Here is a 16,332-nt window from a genome sequence, read left to right as displayed (position 1 = left end):
ACAACGTAAAAAAGATCGGGTTCAGCAGTCAGATGTCTCTGATATGCTGAACCCGATCTTTCTTTTTATTTTCGCTATCAATATCTCTGCATACGATGCAGCAATAACTGCTCATTACTCACTTGGAGCTATTTCTCTCCTTACATGCTGGTCCCTCATCTACGGAAGGCAAGAGGTTACAGTTTGAGCCTGCCATAGACATCTCCTGAGTTCATCTAGCTATGCTGCCACACGGACAAGGCATTCTTCTTGAAATGACTTGGCGTAACCCCCGTCTTGCGCTTAAAAACTCGGGAAAAGTACGGAACATCATTAAAGCCCACTTGGAAGCATATATCCGTTACCGACATATCGGTATCAAGCAGCATCGCGGCCGCCTTGTGAATCCGAATATCGACCAAGTAATCATTATACGTCTTACCGGTAAATCGTTTAAATAAATCACAGAAGTATGTCTTCGAAATATTAAACTTGCGGCAGATCATCTCTAGGCGCAGCTCTTCATTATAGTGCTCATGTATGTAATGAATCGCGGCCGTCATCAATTCCTTGAATTTGCCCAATCGTTCATCCACGTCATCGGGATTACGCTGTCGATCCATCTCTCGCACAAGCATCGTCATCAGCTTCAGCAGATCCGCCTTGAGTACCAGTTCGTAATAACGATTAGCCTGCTGATATTCGTCCAGCATATCATTTAGAATCTTCGATACCTCAAGATCAGTCGCTCCCGACAATGCCACCTTCGGGGTCACATGTTCCTCATCCAGCATGAACTGTTCCAGATAGGAGTAGTCGAACCTCCCTCTGCTTCCATTATGCGGCTGATACTGCTCGTCAATAAAATGCGGGAGAAACTCAAGTCCAATAATGTCAATTCCTTGACCGGCCACTAATGTCACCCGATGAACGGCGTATGGTGGGATTACAAAAATATTGCCCTTCACCATCCGATACGTGTGATTATTGATCGTATGCATGAACTCGCCCTTCACGACATACCAGATTTGAAAATAGTCATGCGTATGATCACGTATGCTGCCACCCGCATGGTTCCAACGATATATTTTAAAAGGCAGCGGTGTTCCGATCTCGCTCTCAGCGCGATAAAATTGGACATCCTGTGGCATGGGCTTCTGCTGCAACTCTCGACGCTCGAGCATCATCGGTTTCCCCTCCTCTTCCACTCTGATCCCGTTCCCAATCCAATCTGGGTTAGCTTGGAAACCATTCTCTTCTATCATATCATGATTGACCAAACAGGCGATACCGAATGTGCAATTGAAAGGGCGAAATCAGCAGGCGGGAATCCTCCTCCAGCATACACAAAAAAAGAGCCGCATCCCGTATGCAGCCCTATTCAACCTATATTATTGTGCCATCCGTCGTGATGGATGGATCGTATCCACGAACAATAGACCATCATACTGATCCCGAACGACCATCGTCTCCTCAAGTACGCCCCACGCTTTAGCAATACGAGGAGTGAACATCCATGATGTACCCGGTTCAAGCTTCGCCTGTGTGAGATCCAAGAACTGAGTAGGGTGGCCTCCTGCTCTAAGCACCGCTTCTATGCTTCCTTCATTATGCGGCAGCGTGATGCGCTCGGTATCCTTGCTATTCTTGCTGGAGCTTCCTTGATAGGCATACAATCCGATCACATAATTGTCCTTCCGCAGCGAGAATGGCAGCATCTCCCCCATTGTCGGATAAGGGTGATTGTCGAAGCCAAAGCCATTATGCTCGGTTACCATCGTCGAATTATGCTTTCGAACATGGTAATTATGCCCCCATACGATGATCTTCTTATCGGGATACAGCCGCTCGGCAAGCCATGCCGCATTGCTCGCCATTTGCTCATCCCGAATATAGCTGGCTTCCTTCATCTGCTGCTCAGGCTCAATCCCAGCGAATAGCTTCACCATTCGTTCACAGTACGTCTCCAGCATATCGATGCGATTCTGCAGCACACGCTCCATAATGGGAACGAGCTCTGGTTGCTCAGGGTGAACAGCCTGCAGCTTCGTCTTGTTCTCCTTCACGAACGTCTGGAATACTTGATACTTCGCAATCAGCAGCGATTGCTCCCGCTTGAATGGCTCCATATCCTTGTAGGCATGCACCTTCAAATACCATCGTTCCGTTTGCGCGAACGATACCGCTTTGCTCTTGTCGACTTGGGCGAACCATTTCTCCACAAATGCAATGAACGGTTCCGTAGTACCCTGTACATCAATCCCTGTCAGAATAAGCGGCCGTGCCGTCTTGCTCTGCTGCGCGATATACTCGAATAATGGCAAGTTCTCCTCCACCTGCCATACACCAAAGATCGAACTCTTTATCATATCTGTAGGTGTGCGCTTGCCAATCTCCGCAAACGCAGCCGATGTCTCGCCCAGATTCGATTCAAACGCGAGTACATCATACCCGAGCTGTTCATGCAAAAACTGAACCAGCCGAACCTTCGCCGAATTGTATTCCGATGCACCATGTGACGCTTCTCCTAGACTGACCATTCGCCTATGCTGCAATAACGGCTTCAGAAACTGAAGATCCTGAAATCGTTCCTTCGTTTCCTGTTCCTTTCCATGGCTCTCATCATGAATGGCAACCGGCTTCGCATGCTCCTTGACCCACTGCTTCCACGCTTGGCTGATTGCCATGTCCGCCTCACCTGCTTCAATGCTGCTTGCTGCTGCGCTGTTGGCGATTGAGGTGCAGGCAATCATGCAGACTGCCGCCCCCATAATCAGTGTTCGCTTCCATCCTATCATTGTTTCACCTTCTGGTTATGTCTTTGTTGTCTTGCATAAACAGCATAAATCGAGAAGGTTAAGGGCAAGGATGGCTCACGTTTAAGTTTGGTTTAAAAAAGCAAGGTCACGCTTCCTCGGCGACTTCTTGTCGTGCATCCTTCACGCGCAGTCGCAGCAGCCGGCGGAATGGGATGCGCTCCTTCCACTGGGACATGACGACAACGAGCGCATAAGCACCATACCCTTCAATGATAATCATCGATGGCATAATGAAGTATCGGTACCGCTGCTGCACTTCAATGAACAGATGCACACCCATATAGCCGAGAATTAATAGAATGAGGAACAGATACTTATGTTCGGTATCCCTGCGCAGAATAAGAAGATCAACGGCTAAGAACAGCAGTAAGATAATGACAAAGTAACTGACATACGAATACGTATGAATCAAACCGAATAGACTGCTCACGCTGTTCGTATTCAGGCTCCAGAATAACGCATCAACCTCGCCCCACATAAGCCGAATTTTACTTAGGAAGAGATTCGACAGCTCTCCAACATTGGACAGGCGCTCCCACACCATTTCCTTCTCAATACGCGTTCGCTCTTCTCCTAACGGATATTGCGACACTGTTTTAAAGTCCTCTTCCGAATAGGCCCCCTCTGTCCCACGATTGAAGCCCAATACAAATTTCCACATCGGATCATGGTTCTCTAATGCCGTATTCGAGATTCCCGTTCCTACCGCAATGAAGCTAACCAGGTAGAAGACAGCAAAATAGGTCGTCATGAAAATAACAAGGAAGCCGATCACTTTCTTGATAGACTCCTTCTTCAGCACGATTAAATAAATAACGGCATAAAACAGGATACTTAATAGGATCACAATGCCCAATGGACGTATGAGATTGCCAAGTGACAACACCACCGCTATTACCATGCTTACTCTCCAGTTGGGCGTTCGTTTTTGGAGCAAAAGGTAAAACCCGAGATAGAACAGAAACGTCGCCAAATGCTGATTCGTCAATACCGAGCTCATTACAATGCTGGGAATGAAGAAGCAGTAAGTGATGCCAGCGAACTTCGCCGCAAATTCATGGAATAGATTCCGTCCAATTTTATATACCAACACCGTGATGCCTGCGCACCAGAGTGCATTTATGATTTTCAAGGGCAGCAAGCTTGTGCCGAATATCTTAATCATCAGCGCCTGATACATCGTGAAGCCTAATTGATAGGTCCATGCCTGGAAATAATCGCTGTACTTATACGAGAAATCCCCTACCGACATTTTCACTGCGGCATCGTACATGATTTGAAAATCAGACATCGGCTTCGTATCAACGACAAGCACCCACATAAACCGGATACAGAAGGCTAAGCATGCGATAAAAAGGATAAATGCCCGTTCCTCATGCAAATGCCGATAAGCTAGATAGGCCAAAATAAATACAAAAGCTGTATAACCTGCCATAATGAATGGGACTTGGATAAGCATATCTGGGCTGTAGCCCATGAAGACGCCACACATGTAAAAAAGAATGATGCACAGAAATGAAAGCAAAATAAAAAGCAGCGGTGTCTTGCATATCCGCGCTTTGCGTAACGACATCTCCAAGGATATCCCACCTATTTATAAAATGAACCCATTCATTGTACCATCATTTCTGAATCATAGTAGCTCCATAATATTACACTGCATCGTATGCCATCATGGAGCCACAATACTCACAAGCTGCTACAGAATCAGGCTGCACCTTAATCTGAGCACCACAACCCGTGCAGTCGACTACTTTTGGGAGCATCGGCTTGTTGGCAGCAGCTGAATTTGCGGCCGCACGTTCGTAAGGTTTAAAGTTATCGTCCCATTCAGCGAGATCGGTCATCTCATTCACCAATTGTACCCGATACTGTTCTACCATAGCTTTTTCATCCGCACTGCGATCTAGCTTCGTGCTTGCCCACACGAGAAGAGCACCCGGAACACCCAGTAATAATACAAAAACAAACAGCATCTCTACTTCATCCTGCATATCCGACCAGATCATCATATTTCCCAGCAACACAAGCTCTACGAATAACATCATCATCCAGCCCAAGCCTCGCATGAAATTGCTGGCTCTCCATAGCTTCTTGGCAGGCAGTAATATGCCCCGCTGACGAAGCTGCAGCTCGATTTCGGCTTTTGTCCTTCGCTGCTTGCCCTTGCGGAACAGACAAATTCCTGGAATGCCGAATACGAATATAGAATACAACAATTTCCCGGACCAATCCTCGATCTCGTGAAGCTGTGACAAGTTAAGAAGGAACGAGAGGATAAAGCTGATTTGGAAAAATAAAAAGATTCCGCCTACTACTTTTAAAAAAGAGCCTTTCTTCATTATATGTCTCCCATTCCTCCTGAATTCTACTAAAATCATCTATAGCCCTGTATTTAGCCCTATTTTGCTTAACAATCTCGAATTTCTCTAGATTTCTCTACTGCTCAGCAACAATCATCGCTTAGTTATGTGCTACACTTACTCATACGGAACCGCAGATCCGCAATAGTCGCAAGAAGCAGTAGATCGAGGAGGTACCTCGGTCTGAGCGCCGCATCCGGGGCAGCTGACCATCTTCGGAAGCAATGGCGCACTGGCAGCCACCTCTGCAGCAGCACGACTATGTACCGGTTCGTCATCCCTATCCTCATTCTCTTCTTCATCGTCTTCGTTATCTTCGTCTGAGGGGTTCATGTTCTCTGCTTGCTGCTGCATGTACAACGCATCTGCCTTCGCATCGATTCGAGAAGCCCGCCAGAGCATGAAGATACCAAGGATGAAGAAGAATAGCCCTACGCCATAGATTGTCGTTAATTGAGACTTAGGTACTGGCCACTCCGCCAATACAGTGAGATACTTCCACTCGATGCCGAACAATATGATATAGCCGATGAATCGAAGCAAGTCGCTCACTCTTAACGAATCGCGCGCCGGAATCAGATTCTGCTCCCGCATCCTCTTCCGTGTTTCCTTACGTTTCTTCAAATACTTGCCGCCGATGAACGACATAAGCCCTGGAATCCCGAATACAAATACAGAGAATCCCAGCTTCCCTACCGGGTCATCAGCAGGAGTAACACGAGATAAGCTTACGAAAAAGCCAAAAATAAAAGCAACTTGCAAAAAGAGCAGCACTCTTCCTATTGTGCGTAATAAACCACCCATGGAATTCAGTTCACCTTTCTATCTATTTAACTATTGAGCATACATTCATATTAAATCTGTCGTTGTCTATCCATCGTAACTATTCATTGCCACTGCTATTTCACCGCTGCTAACTGCTCATTGCGCAGCTTCATTCCGTTAGACAACTGCCGGATCATATCGCGCAGCTCATCAGCGCTGTATACCGTGTTGCGATCACGCACCATAGATCGTACACCTTCCTCCAGGCGAGCAGCCTGATCCATGATCTGTCCTTCCTCCAGTACCATAGCCGGTACCGATATCGGATCGCTATATTTCACCTGCTCCTCCAGCTTGCCCATCTGTTCCAGCAGCACATCACGCTCTGCATGCTCCCAGCCTTCCAATTCCAGTCGTGCTCCATGCAGACTAAGCTGAAGTCGCTTCTTAAATTGCATTCGATTACTCTCATCCTTCTGCAAGCGGCCAACAGATAATCGCGTGAGGCCAATGAGGAGCGCCAAAATGAACGCTAATGCAAAGGTGATGATGTGAATCCACATGTACAGCTTCTCGGATACATCCAGGACGAGCCAAAACAGCACAATATGTACAAGAACTGCAATATTGTAAATGAAGGCGATGGCTCCCATTGATAAATTCATAGGAACCTCATCCTTGTGCTTGGACAGATGGACGAGCATACTCATGCAGAATAGATAGCTGATCACCCCTGCCATCATGAGCGAGCCGAAGGACAGCCACCATGAGAAGCCGCGGGATTCGACATCGCTCAGGCCAAAAAATAAACCAACCGTTACCGCTCCTAGAATGAGAAATATCGCTGATGTAATCCACTTGAACCGTGATGCCCACTTCATGATATTCTCCCCCTATACCAGCTTATTGCCGCATTCCACGCAGAATTTTTGCCCTGGCTTAACCTCGCTGTTGCACCCGCTGCAAGTAAGCGTCGTCACCTCGCCGCAGTGCGGACAGAACTTGGACTTGCTGGACACCGATTCGCCGCAATGATGGCATGGAACCGGCATCGCTTGTCCGCATTCGATACAAGCTCCTTGATCCGGCGGATTGTCAGCCCCACATTCTGGGCATGGATTATACGGATCCCCGCAGTGTGGGCAGAATTTGGTCGTACGCGGCATCTGCTCCCCACATGCCTGACATTTCACCTCAACCGGCTTCTCCGTGCCGCCACTTACAGCCAGCGATGTACCGCAACCTGTGCAGAAGGAGGCATCTCGCTGATTGCCACGATTGCACTTCGGACATACCTTGTCATGCGCATCAACTCGAAGCTCGCCTGCCATCTGCGTCATGACGCCGCCTACGGCACCGCCAACGCCGTACCCCATGCCAAGGCCCATTCCGGCACTCATCAGATCTGACTTCACTCCACTATCATTCCTAGCGACTTCTCCAAGCGTATCGAATGTACGCTCTTGCTGATAGGTGAATCCGATAATATTCATTTCAGCCCGCTTCGCCAGCGCTTCTCGCAAACGCTGTGTGGCTGGATCATCCTCAGGCGTATTGACCGAGTCTACATAGAAATTAAGCAGACGAATGCCATACTCCTCGAACACCGGTGCAACCAGCTCTTGAATATGCTTGGAAATATCCGATATGTAAGCATTGATCTCTAATATACTAATCTTACGATGCACGAAGTAGGAAGAGATCAGCTGGTGAATATTCATCATGAGCACGCCGCGGAAATATTCAGTCAGCGTATCTTGATTGAACACAGGCAGCGTGCCAACAAGCTTGCCCAAGAACTTGCGCGCATCTTCGATCTGAATGCCGAACTGCCCGAAGGAACGTACCTTCACGAACAACTGATACTTAGGATCCTGCAACTGAAGCGGTGTTCGCGTGCCCCATTTTACATTCAGAGAATGAACCTTATTGACATACCATACTTCCGCAGTAAACGGAGAATCCCCTCCGAACGGCAAGTTAACAATATGATTCAATATTGGAATATTCGCTGTGCTAAGCGTATGTCTGCCCGCTGTGAAGCTATCGAGCGCTTGCCCGCCCTTGAACAAAATCGCTTCCTGAGACTCGTTTACGATAAGCTGCGACCACGTTGCCAGCTCATGATTGGGAAACTTCCATGCAAATACATCAGGTGAACCATCATATTTGATTACATCAATAATCGCCATATTCTGCAGTACCTCCGACAATAATAGTATGGAGCCATACACATCGAAAGGGATCGTTTCTACTTCCCTATATCAACTGTTTGTATTAATATGAAGATATACACATTCACTACTTTACTACTACGAGGAAGCTTGCAAAACGTATCCATAATTAAGTCCGCATTCCTAATCTTTCTTCTATCTGCTCCATTTCTATTATATAAGGCAGCTGCTTCAGACACCATCCTCATAATGGAAATCAAAAAAATAGGCCTGCCCTAGCCCGTGCTTCATTCGGCATCATAACGTTCATACTCGCTTCGCTTCGTGCATATATTTATTTTCGTGTTAAAACGTTTATCTGGAAAATCTATAAATGTGAGTTCCCTCGACTTGACCCAATATTTATGAACTACCACATTTCAAGCAATACGTAATACGATGACTGTAAATTGTTAAAGCGATTCGCTTTATTCCACCTCTTCCCCCTCTTTATAGCACATGGATTCTTTGGATGAATAACACCTTCTTCACACTTCACTAACTTCATCACATACAAGACTATGCCATTTCTAATGTTTGTCTTAGCTACCGCCTTAATGTGAGCTTCACAATCCCACCCTGGCTTGTAATTTCGCATTCTGATCCACCTAGCATCCATCTATCGTTCTAAGAAATTTGAATGCGATTACATAGATTTATAAGTGAAAGGAGATGTTCACCCTATTCTGCAGATCTGATGCATCTAATCCAATATGAAACGGAGTGTGGTTCAAATTGAGAAAGGCCAAAAAAGTTTGTGCGATCTTGTTTTTTGTCTTCATCTTGGTATTCACAGCTGTACCATTGACTGCCTTCGCCGCTTCACCATGGGCACCGAATACAGCCTATAAAACAGGAGACCTCGTCACCTATGGAACCGATACCTACCAATGTGTACAAGGACATACCTCTCTTGTCGGATGGGAACCGCCAAACGTTCCTGCACTTTGGAGCAAACAATTAGCTCCTGCCGACACGGAGCCGCCGACTGCTCCAACGAATGTTGCAGCCAGCAATATCACAACCGCATCCGTCACCCTTGGGTGGACGGCATCTACCGACAATGTCGGTGTTACAGGCTATGACGTCTATAATGGAACGACACTTGCAGGCTCGACTGCGACCACTTCTTTCACCGCTTCAGGCTTAACGCCTAATACCACTTATACCTTTACCGTTAAAGCGAAAGACGCTGCCGGCAACATTTCCCCTGCCAGCTCGCCTGTAAGCGCAACGACATTGGCTATTATTCCGGATACCCAACCTCCGACAGTACCTGCTAATGTAACCGCCTCCAACGTGACCAGCAGCTCGGTTACATTGAACTGGACGGCTTCAACGGATAATGTGGGTGTCACAGGTTATGAGGTGTACAATGGCTCCATACTCGCCGGTTCTTCGACAACTACCTCCTATACCGTTACAGGCTTGAATGCCAGCACTGCCTATACGTTCACGGTCACTGCGAAAGACGCCGCCGGCAACGTATCCGCTGCCAGCTCACCAGTCAATGTCGCGACAAGCGCTGTTATTATAGACACGGAGCCACCAACAGCGCCCGCCAACTTAACAGCTCCTACCGTAACGACAAACTCCGTATCATTAAGCTGGACTGCTTCGACAGACAACATCGGCGTCACCGGATACGATATTTATAATGGCACGACGTTGGCAGGTTCTTCGAATACAACCTCCTACACCGTTACAGGCTTAACTGTCAACACCGCTTACACCTTTACTGTGAAAGCAAAAGATGCCGCGGGTAATGTATCCGCCGCCAGTAATGCGCTCACCGTTACAACACGTTCCCAACCTTCATCCCAATATGAGATTATAGGATACTTCCCAAGCTGGGCTGCTTACGATACGCCGTCCTTCACGCCTGCCAAAATTGACCCGACAAAAGTAACGGTTATCAACTATGCATTCCTTGATATTTGCTGGAACGGCAGACATGGCAATCCTTCCAACAGCCCCGATAATCCAAATCCAAACACATGGACCTGTCAAAACGGCAATGGCACCCCAAATAATGCGCCGAACGGTTCCATCGTAATTGGAGATTCATTTACAGACGGTACAGCTGATGGCGGTTACAACCAATTGGTTACAATCAGACAGCTGAAAAACACCAATCCAAATCTGAAATTATTCGCCTCTGTCGGCGGATGGACGTGGTCCAACCAATTCTCCAACACCGCGAATGACCCTGTCACAAGAGGCAACTTCGCCACTTCCGCCGTCAATTTCTTGCGCCAATATCAATTCGATGGCATCGACATCGACTGGGAATATCCGAACAGCGTTGGCGTACCTTGCGCGTCGGGTCAGACTTGCCAACGTACAGCTGACAAAGCCAACTACGTCCTGCTGCTGCAAACCCTTCGCCAAGCTCTTGATAAAGCCGGACAACAAGACGGCAAGCGCTACTACATTACGATTGCTTCCAGCGCGAACTCCAGCTTCCTTGCCGATGCAGGCGGCACCAACAACTGGCTGTCCAACGCTGCACAGTACTTGGACTGGATCAACATCATGACCTACGACTACTATGGCCCATGGGATGCGACAAGCGGCATCGGATCGCCATTGTATAACGACCCCGCCAACACAAACGGCAGCAGCCAATTCAACATCAATTCCACAGTGACCAACTATTTGAACAAAGGCATTCCTGCAAACAAAATAACCATAGGCGAACCATTCTATGGCTATGGCTGGAAAGGATGCAACGGAGGTCCAAATAACAACGGATTGTACCAAAGCTGCAGTGGTGAAGCCACTGGCGGTTCCAGCGGCTCGACGTATGACTTCGCCCACATGCAGAATACTGGCCTGCTGTCTGCTGATTCCACAGGTAAATATACCGTTGCTGGCCAAGGGTATATCCGCTACTGGAACAATGTGACGCAAACTCCATCCCTCTACAACCCATCTACAAAAGTCTTTATTTCGTATGATGACGAGCAATCCATTCATTTGAAAAATGAGTTCATCAAATCCAAAGGATTACGCGGCGCGATGTTCTGGGAACTGAACGCAGACAGAAACCGCACCCTGCAATCCGTCGTGTCCAACGACTTGCCTCATTAATGCGATCAAGATGATAATTCAGCCATAAGAATAGAATAAACAGCACACGCACGCAATAAAAAAGGGCTTTCCCAAAAGTAGAATCTTCTACTTTCTAAGGAAAGCTCTCTTTATGTATTCCTCGAGAGATGGATATGCCTGAACTGCTGCTGCACAAACGTAGGAGCCGATTTCTTTACAGCAGATTTAAGAGGTTGAATAGATATTCCTTCAACTATAAGGATTGCAGCTGCTTTGTTTTTTGTATATACATAAGCATCTTAAGGTTTACTTAAGAACCTAGTAAGAAAAAAGAGACTTTTAGGAACTAGAATATATTTATCTTAACAAACCAACTTATAAAGTATTTCAGGAGGATTTTATGAAAAAGAAAATGGGTATCGCAATTGCTGCCTCTATTATCACTCTAACTAGTTTTACAGGAAGTACTTATGCAACTTCGAAAGCAGAAGTTCCTGTTACAGGTTCCTACAACACAAATCAAATGGCTCAACATATAAAATGGTTAGAAGAGCATGCAATGCCATTAAAGACAACGGATCCAACAGCACCTATTCATGATTTGAGTCCGCTTAAGGATATGATCGGATCAGCTACAATTGTTGGTTTAGGTGAAGCGACGCATGGGGCTCACGAAGTTTTTACCATGAAGCATCGCATTGTTAATTATTTGACAGCTGAAATGGGCTTTAAGGCCTTAGTGTTAGAAGAGGGATGGGACAGAGCATTGGGACTCGATCGCTATGTTCTTACGGGTAAAGGGGACCCAAGCCAATATCTAAGTCCTGTATTTAACACGAAAGAAATCATAGATCTGCTTCAATGGATACGCCAATATAATGCTGTTCCAAAGCATAAATCCAAAATACGGATCATCGGGATGGATATACAAACCGTAAACGAGAGTGTTTATAACAATATCCTAGCGTATGTAAAGAAATACGATCCGAAACTTGTCACTCGTTTCGAACAAAAGATGAAAGGCCTTATTCCTGTAACGAAGGATTTAGATACCTTTGGCGATCTTAAGAAAGAAACGAAAGCACGGTATGTTTCAGATGCGAAACAAATCAGCGCTTTATTAGAGCAAAATAAAAATAAACTGAATGGAAAATCCCCAGAGTTCGCATGGATCAAACAAAATGCCCGTATTATCGAGCAATTTACGACAATGACAGCCGCATTTCCTGATAACCTGGAAGACTTTTATTTGAAACACGATATTGCCATGTATGAGAATGCGAAATGGACAGAAGAACATATAGGAAAAACAATCGTGTGGGGCCATAATGGGCACGTTTCGAAAACAAATATGATCCCTTTCGTATACCCTAAAGTAGCTGGGCAGCATTTAGCAGAACATTATGGAAAACGGTATGTATCCATTGGAACATCTGTCTATGAGGGACGTTACAATGTTTACAACAGTAACCAAGAATTCGGTCCCTACGGAACATTAAAATTAGATGACCCGAATAGTTTCAACTATACCTTTGGACAAGTAAAATACGACCAGTTTTTTGTAGATTTACGTAAGGCAAGCGGAGTGACTAAAACTTGGCTAAACGAGCAACATACCATTTTTGCCGGAGTAACAACGGTAGGTCCAGATTTCCCAACGACTGTAGATGTACCATTAGGTAAAACATTTGATATCCTTGTTCAAATTCAGAAAGTGAGTCCATCTCAACTGATCAGGAAACGGTGAATTCCTGGGATTTATTTATTTGACGGATTGTCAAGCTAAGTACGACAGTTCATTCATGAACGCTTCGTGAGCAGACATCCAGCCTAGACATCTACGTGGACGATTATTAATGAGAGAGATAGCCTCGTTGCCAGGAGAATACGGATCTACAAAATAAACTTTAGATTTATGAGAGTTCTCAAGGTTGGCATAGCAAGCAAACTCTTTCCCGCGATCTACGGTAGCGGTTGGAAAGGCGGCTTGAGGATACTGGCTGGCAACAACACCAACGGCAGCCTCCATCGAATAGGCGTTACGATCGGGCATCCTCATGGCTAAGTAGTGCCGAGTCTTACGCTCAATAAAAGTGGCTACACAAGCTTTGCTTTTGCCACGGCTAGAGACAACGGTATCCAGCTCCCAGTGGCCGAAGGTTGCACGCTTGCGAACCTGAACCAGCTTCTCGGTCAGCTCATTTGCAAGTTTAGGCTTATCGTTGCCGACAGAAGCACTAGATGCTGCGGCAACGATAAGCGTGTTGAGCCTACCGGGCTTCGTATACTGCTCTGAGGCTTCCGCGTTCGATTTCTCGTGCGATGAGGGAATGGTGTCTACCCAACTCACATGCGCATTTTTGTTTTCTAGCTGTCGCACTTTATATTATAATCCGTCATATTAAAAAGGCTCATCCTCCCTATCGTTCAAGTTGGAATAAGCCTTTGAAAGTTTATCAAACGTATTAATCGAGTTTGTCATTATATTGTACGATCTCGTTGTTGAGAGTGTAAATAAGTTTACACAAATTATTGACTGTCCCTTACAGAATTTTAGATAATTTTACACCATTAAACTCATCTCCCCACCCTTCGTCTTCTTCTATAGAAGATTTCAAAAATGGGTCAATATCAGGTAATGGAAAGTCGTTATTTAACATATGACTGATAAGTGTCTCCAATGCATCCATACTTCTTTCCCCATACCCGCTAATATTAGTATAAGCATGACTAACTCCCAGTTCATGAATATCTCGTAGTAAGATATTTATTGATTCATCAATATTTTGATATAAATTATATAAACTTAGGTATTCATCTTCACTTATCCGCTCAAAATCTTCATCATATGTTGTAGTTTCCTTTAAATTTTCAGGAATTAATTCAGCTGTTGCTGAGTTACAGTCTTCTAAGTTATTTGAACTTGTGAATTCCCATAGATATCTCAAAACAATCTTCCAATCATCTGAATTGTATTTTAATGATATTAGTGCATTCTCAAAACAACTAATACCATAGGCAACTCTACCTCTGAATGAAATTAGTTTAAATGTATCAATATTCAAAGTCTATTTCACTCTCCTCTTTTCAGAAGGTAACCTTGTTTAGCTTGTTCCGTCCCCTATGTTGTAATCTTAAAATCAGAAAAAAAGAAGATGATCCCCACGTCTACGTACTAATAACTATCACCATTATATCAACTTACTTTTGCGATATAGTACCATACGAGTCATGCTATAATAAAAAAACTACTACCGATCTATCTATGAAAGGAGAAAATGATATCGAACAAGTTATTCAGCATTCATGGGATTTAAGCGAATCACAGGCAATTATTCTCCAAAAGGAGCTTGCCTTAAAAGTAATAAAGGAAGACCAACTAAATCAAGTTAACTATATTGCTGGTGTTGACGTAGCCTATAGTAAAAATAGTGATAGATTAGTAGCTGCCGTTGTAATACTTGATGCCGTTACTCTAAAACAAGTTGAAAGCACTGTAGTAGAAGGTAGGTCTAGTTTCCCCTATATTCCTGGATTATTTTCATTCAGAGAATTACCTTCGGTTATTAAAGCATTCAGTAAAATATCTATTACACCAGATTTAATAGTCTGTGATGGACAAGGGGTTGCTCATCCGAGACGATTTGGATTAGCAAGTCATTTGGGAGTACTGTTTAATATTCCAACAATAGGTTGTGGTAAAACCAAGTTAATTGGAGACTCCGAAGAACCTGGTCAAAAAAGAGGGGAATATGCAACTCTAATTGATCAATCGGACAAAGTTGGTATCGTATTAAGAACCCAGGATCATATAAAGCCTATTTATGTCTCTGTAGGACACCGAATCTCATTACCTACGGCGTGCAAATGGGTTTTACGGCTAGCTCCTCATTTCCGTTTACCCGAGACAACTCGCCAAGCAGATCAATTGGTAAATAGATATTTAGCTCACTTAGAAGACAAATAGAGGCAAGATAACTTTTTTTATACCCATTGGCCATCGCATTTCTCTGCCGACAGTTTGTGATTGGTTATTAAAGGTTTCTCTTTACTACCTGAGGTAACTCGACAGGCTGACCAACTTGTACGAAAATATTTAAGAAAATAGGGGAGATAGAATGGGTTGACCCCTTCTATCTCTCTATTATTTATTAATCTTATTTTTACATAAAAAACCTTTTATTATCACAACTAATTACTAATTCAAATCTGTTTGCTCATTCTTTCTTTGTTCTCTACGTAAATTTAACAACTTATAATTGTCACAAATTTCACTTAACACTCTCGATACAGCTAGATTTCCATTTTCATCCCATTCTTGATAATTCAATTCTATACCATTTTCATATTCTCCAATTGACTTTATCTCCCCGTTTTCATACCAGCTTATCTTCTTGCCAATGATTTGTCCGCGCTCCATAAGTTGCTTCGATTTTGTTTTCCCGCTTTCATAAAATTCATGAGTTAATCCATGTTGGAACCCATTTTTGTAAATACTGAAATATCTCAACATACCATTTGCATACGTCTCATAAGCAATTCCATTGAAAGGGCTCCCGTTCTCGTCCTCAGCATTATCTAGTACTTCATCACTTGATGATGAATACCACAAATCCCCAAAATCCACACCTTCATCAATAATTTCTTCAAGTGAATAATTTATTTCTTTATCTCCCATGATTATGTTTTAGCACCTCCGGTATAAAATGAGTTCCCTTTGTTATATACTCACAATGAGGGCAGCGAGGCATCGGAGTCCCAATTGGCATCTTCTTATTTATTTTTCTAGCAGAAATTACGAATATCATGAACTCTTCTATATCAGCATCGGGACGAGCTAATAATGCTCTATTTAGAGCTCTTACTTCAGCATGAGAATTCTTTAATCTATTTAGTTCTTTATGGACAGCTCCCCTTAGGTTTATACGCTGATGCAGTTCTTGAGAACTTAATTGCCCATATTTCTCTCTTAAATATTTCCCCCGAGATTTAATCATCCCCTCAATGCCTTCCTTCGGCTTATTAAGCTTCGGACAGGTTGCTTGACATGCAAAAGAGCCCTTTCCTACTCATAGTTCAAGTGTGAAAGAGCTTTTGAAAGTTTATCAGGTGTTTGAATTATTTAGTGTTTGGTTTGTT

13 protein-coding genes and 1 pseudogene are annotated in these 16,332 nt (G+C 44.5%); 3 read left to right on the top strand and 11 right to left on the bottom strand.

Annotated elements, in window-relative coordinates; translation table 11 throughout:
- Window positions 1-215: 215 nt before the first annotated feature.
- The 7 genes from RQP50_RS24175 to RQP50_RS24145 form a co-directional block, all read right to left on the bottom strand.
- Complete coding sequence (locus tag RQP50_RS24175) at window positions 216-1,166, bottom strand: helix-turn-helix transcriptional regulator (RefSeq protein WP_315747000.1); 951 nt, start codon at window positions 1,164-1,166, stop codon at window positions 216-218.
- A gap of 204 nt (window positions 1,167-1,370) precedes the next feature.
- Window positions 1,371-2,777 carry an erythromycin esterase family protein gene (locus RQP50_RS24170; protein ID WP_315746999.1) on the bottom strand — a complete coding sequence of 469 codons (1,407 nt, stop codon included), beginning with the start codon at window positions 2,775-2,777 and terminating at the stop codon, window positions 1,371-1,373.
- 106 nt (window positions 2,778-2,883) lie between these two features.
- Complete coding sequence (locus tag RQP50_RS24165) at window positions 2,884-4,371, bottom strand: glycosyltransferase family 39 protein (protein ID WP_021255398.1); 1,488 nt, start codon at window positions 4,369-4,371, stop codon at window positions 2,884-2,886.
- Between the two features lie 79 nt (window positions 4,372-4,450).
- Window positions 4,451-5,140, bottom strand: a complete 690-nt coding sequence (locus RQP50_RS24160) for a hypothetical protein (protein ID WP_315746998.1) — start codon at window positions 5,138-5,140, stop codon at window positions 4,451-4,453.
- A 138-nt stretch (window positions 5,141-5,278) separates the two neighbouring features.
- Window positions 5,279-5,965, bottom strand: a complete 687-nt coding sequence (locus RQP50_RS24155) for a hypothetical protein (protein ID WP_315746997.1) — start codon at window positions 5,963-5,965, stop codon at window positions 5,279-5,281.
- A 95-nt stretch (window positions 5,966-6,060) separates the two neighbouring features.
- Window positions 6,061-6,807, bottom strand: a complete 747-nt coding sequence (locus tag RQP50_RS24150) for a hypothetical protein (protein ID WP_072730082.1) — start codon at window positions 6,805-6,807, stop codon at window positions 6,061-6,063.
- A gap of 12 nt (window positions 6,808-6,819) precedes the next feature.
- Window positions 6,820-8,118, bottom strand: coding sequence for an SPFH domain-containing protein (locus RQP50_RS24145; protein WP_315746996.1), 1,299 nt, complete (start codon window positions 8,116-8,118; stop codon window positions 6,820-6,822).
- Window positions 8,119-8,874: 756 nt separating this feature from the next.
- Between RQP50_RS24145 and RQP50_RS24140 the strand changes: the two genes are divergently transcribed.
- Complete coding sequence (locus RQP50_RS24140; protein ID WP_315746995.1) at window positions 8,875-11,232, top strand: glycosyl hydrolase family 18 protein; 2,358 nt, start codon at window positions 8,875-8,877, stop codon at window positions 11,230-11,232.
- A 361-nt stretch (window positions 11,233-11,593) separates the two neighbouring features.
- The gene (locus RQP50_RS24135; RefSeq protein WP_315746994.1) at window positions 11,594-12,940 is read left to right on the top strand and encodes an erythromycin esterase family protein; all 1,347 of its coding nucleotides are present in this window, start codon (window positions 11,594-11,596) and stop codon (window positions 12,938-12,940) included.
- A 30-nt stretch (window positions 12,941-12,970) separates the two neighbouring features.
- Here the strand turns inward: RQP50_RS24135 and RQP50_RS24130 are convergent.
- Together RQP50_RS24130 and RQP50_RS24125 are read right to left on the bottom strand one after the other, a co-directional pair.
- Window positions 12,971-13,372, bottom strand: a pseudogene (locus tag RQP50_RS24130) (IS30 family transposase); the annotation flags it as partial.
- Window positions 13,373-13,736: 364 nt separating this feature from the next.
- Window positions 13,737-14,258: a hypothetical protein gene (locus RQP50_RS24125; protein WP_315746992.1), complete on the bottom strand. Its 522-nt coding sequence runs from the start codon at window positions 14,256-14,258 to the stop codon at window positions 13,737-13,739.
- Window positions 14,259-14,458: 200 nt separating this feature from the next.
- Here RQP50_RS24125 and nfi point away from each other — a divergent pair, with 200 nt between their 5' ends.
- Window positions 14,459-15,160, top strand: a complete 702-nt coding sequence (nfi, locus tag RQP50_RS24120; RefSeq protein WP_315747074.1) for a deoxyribonuclease V — start codon at window positions 14,459-14,461, stop codon at window positions 15,158-15,160.
- 231 nt (window positions 15,161-15,391) lie between these two features.
- Here nfi and RQP50_RS24115 read toward each other — a convergent pair whose 3' ends face one another.
- Window positions 15,392-15,871, bottom strand: coding sequence for a toxin-antitoxin system YwqK family antitoxin (locus RQP50_RS24115; protein WP_315746991.1), 480 nt, complete (start codon window positions 15,869-15,871; stop codon window positions 15,392-15,394).
- Entirely contained in the window at window positions 15,861-16,190 is a 330-nt protein-coding gene (locus RQP50_RS24110) for a YwqJ-related putative deaminase (protein ID WP_315746990.1), read from the bottom strand. The genes RQP50_RS24115 and RQP50_RS24110 overlap by 11 nt, the downstream gene beginning before the upstream one ends.
- Between the last annotated feature and the right edge of the window lie 142 nt (window positions 16,191-16,332).

Source organism: Paenibacillus suaedae (assembly GCF_032337355.1).
In the GTDB taxonomy this organism is placed as follows: Bacteria; Bacillota; Bacilli; order Paenibacillales; family Paenibacillaceae; genus Paenibacillus_B; species Paenibacillus_B suaedae.
This window is presented reverse-complemented; position numbering and strand designations above follow the sequence as displayed.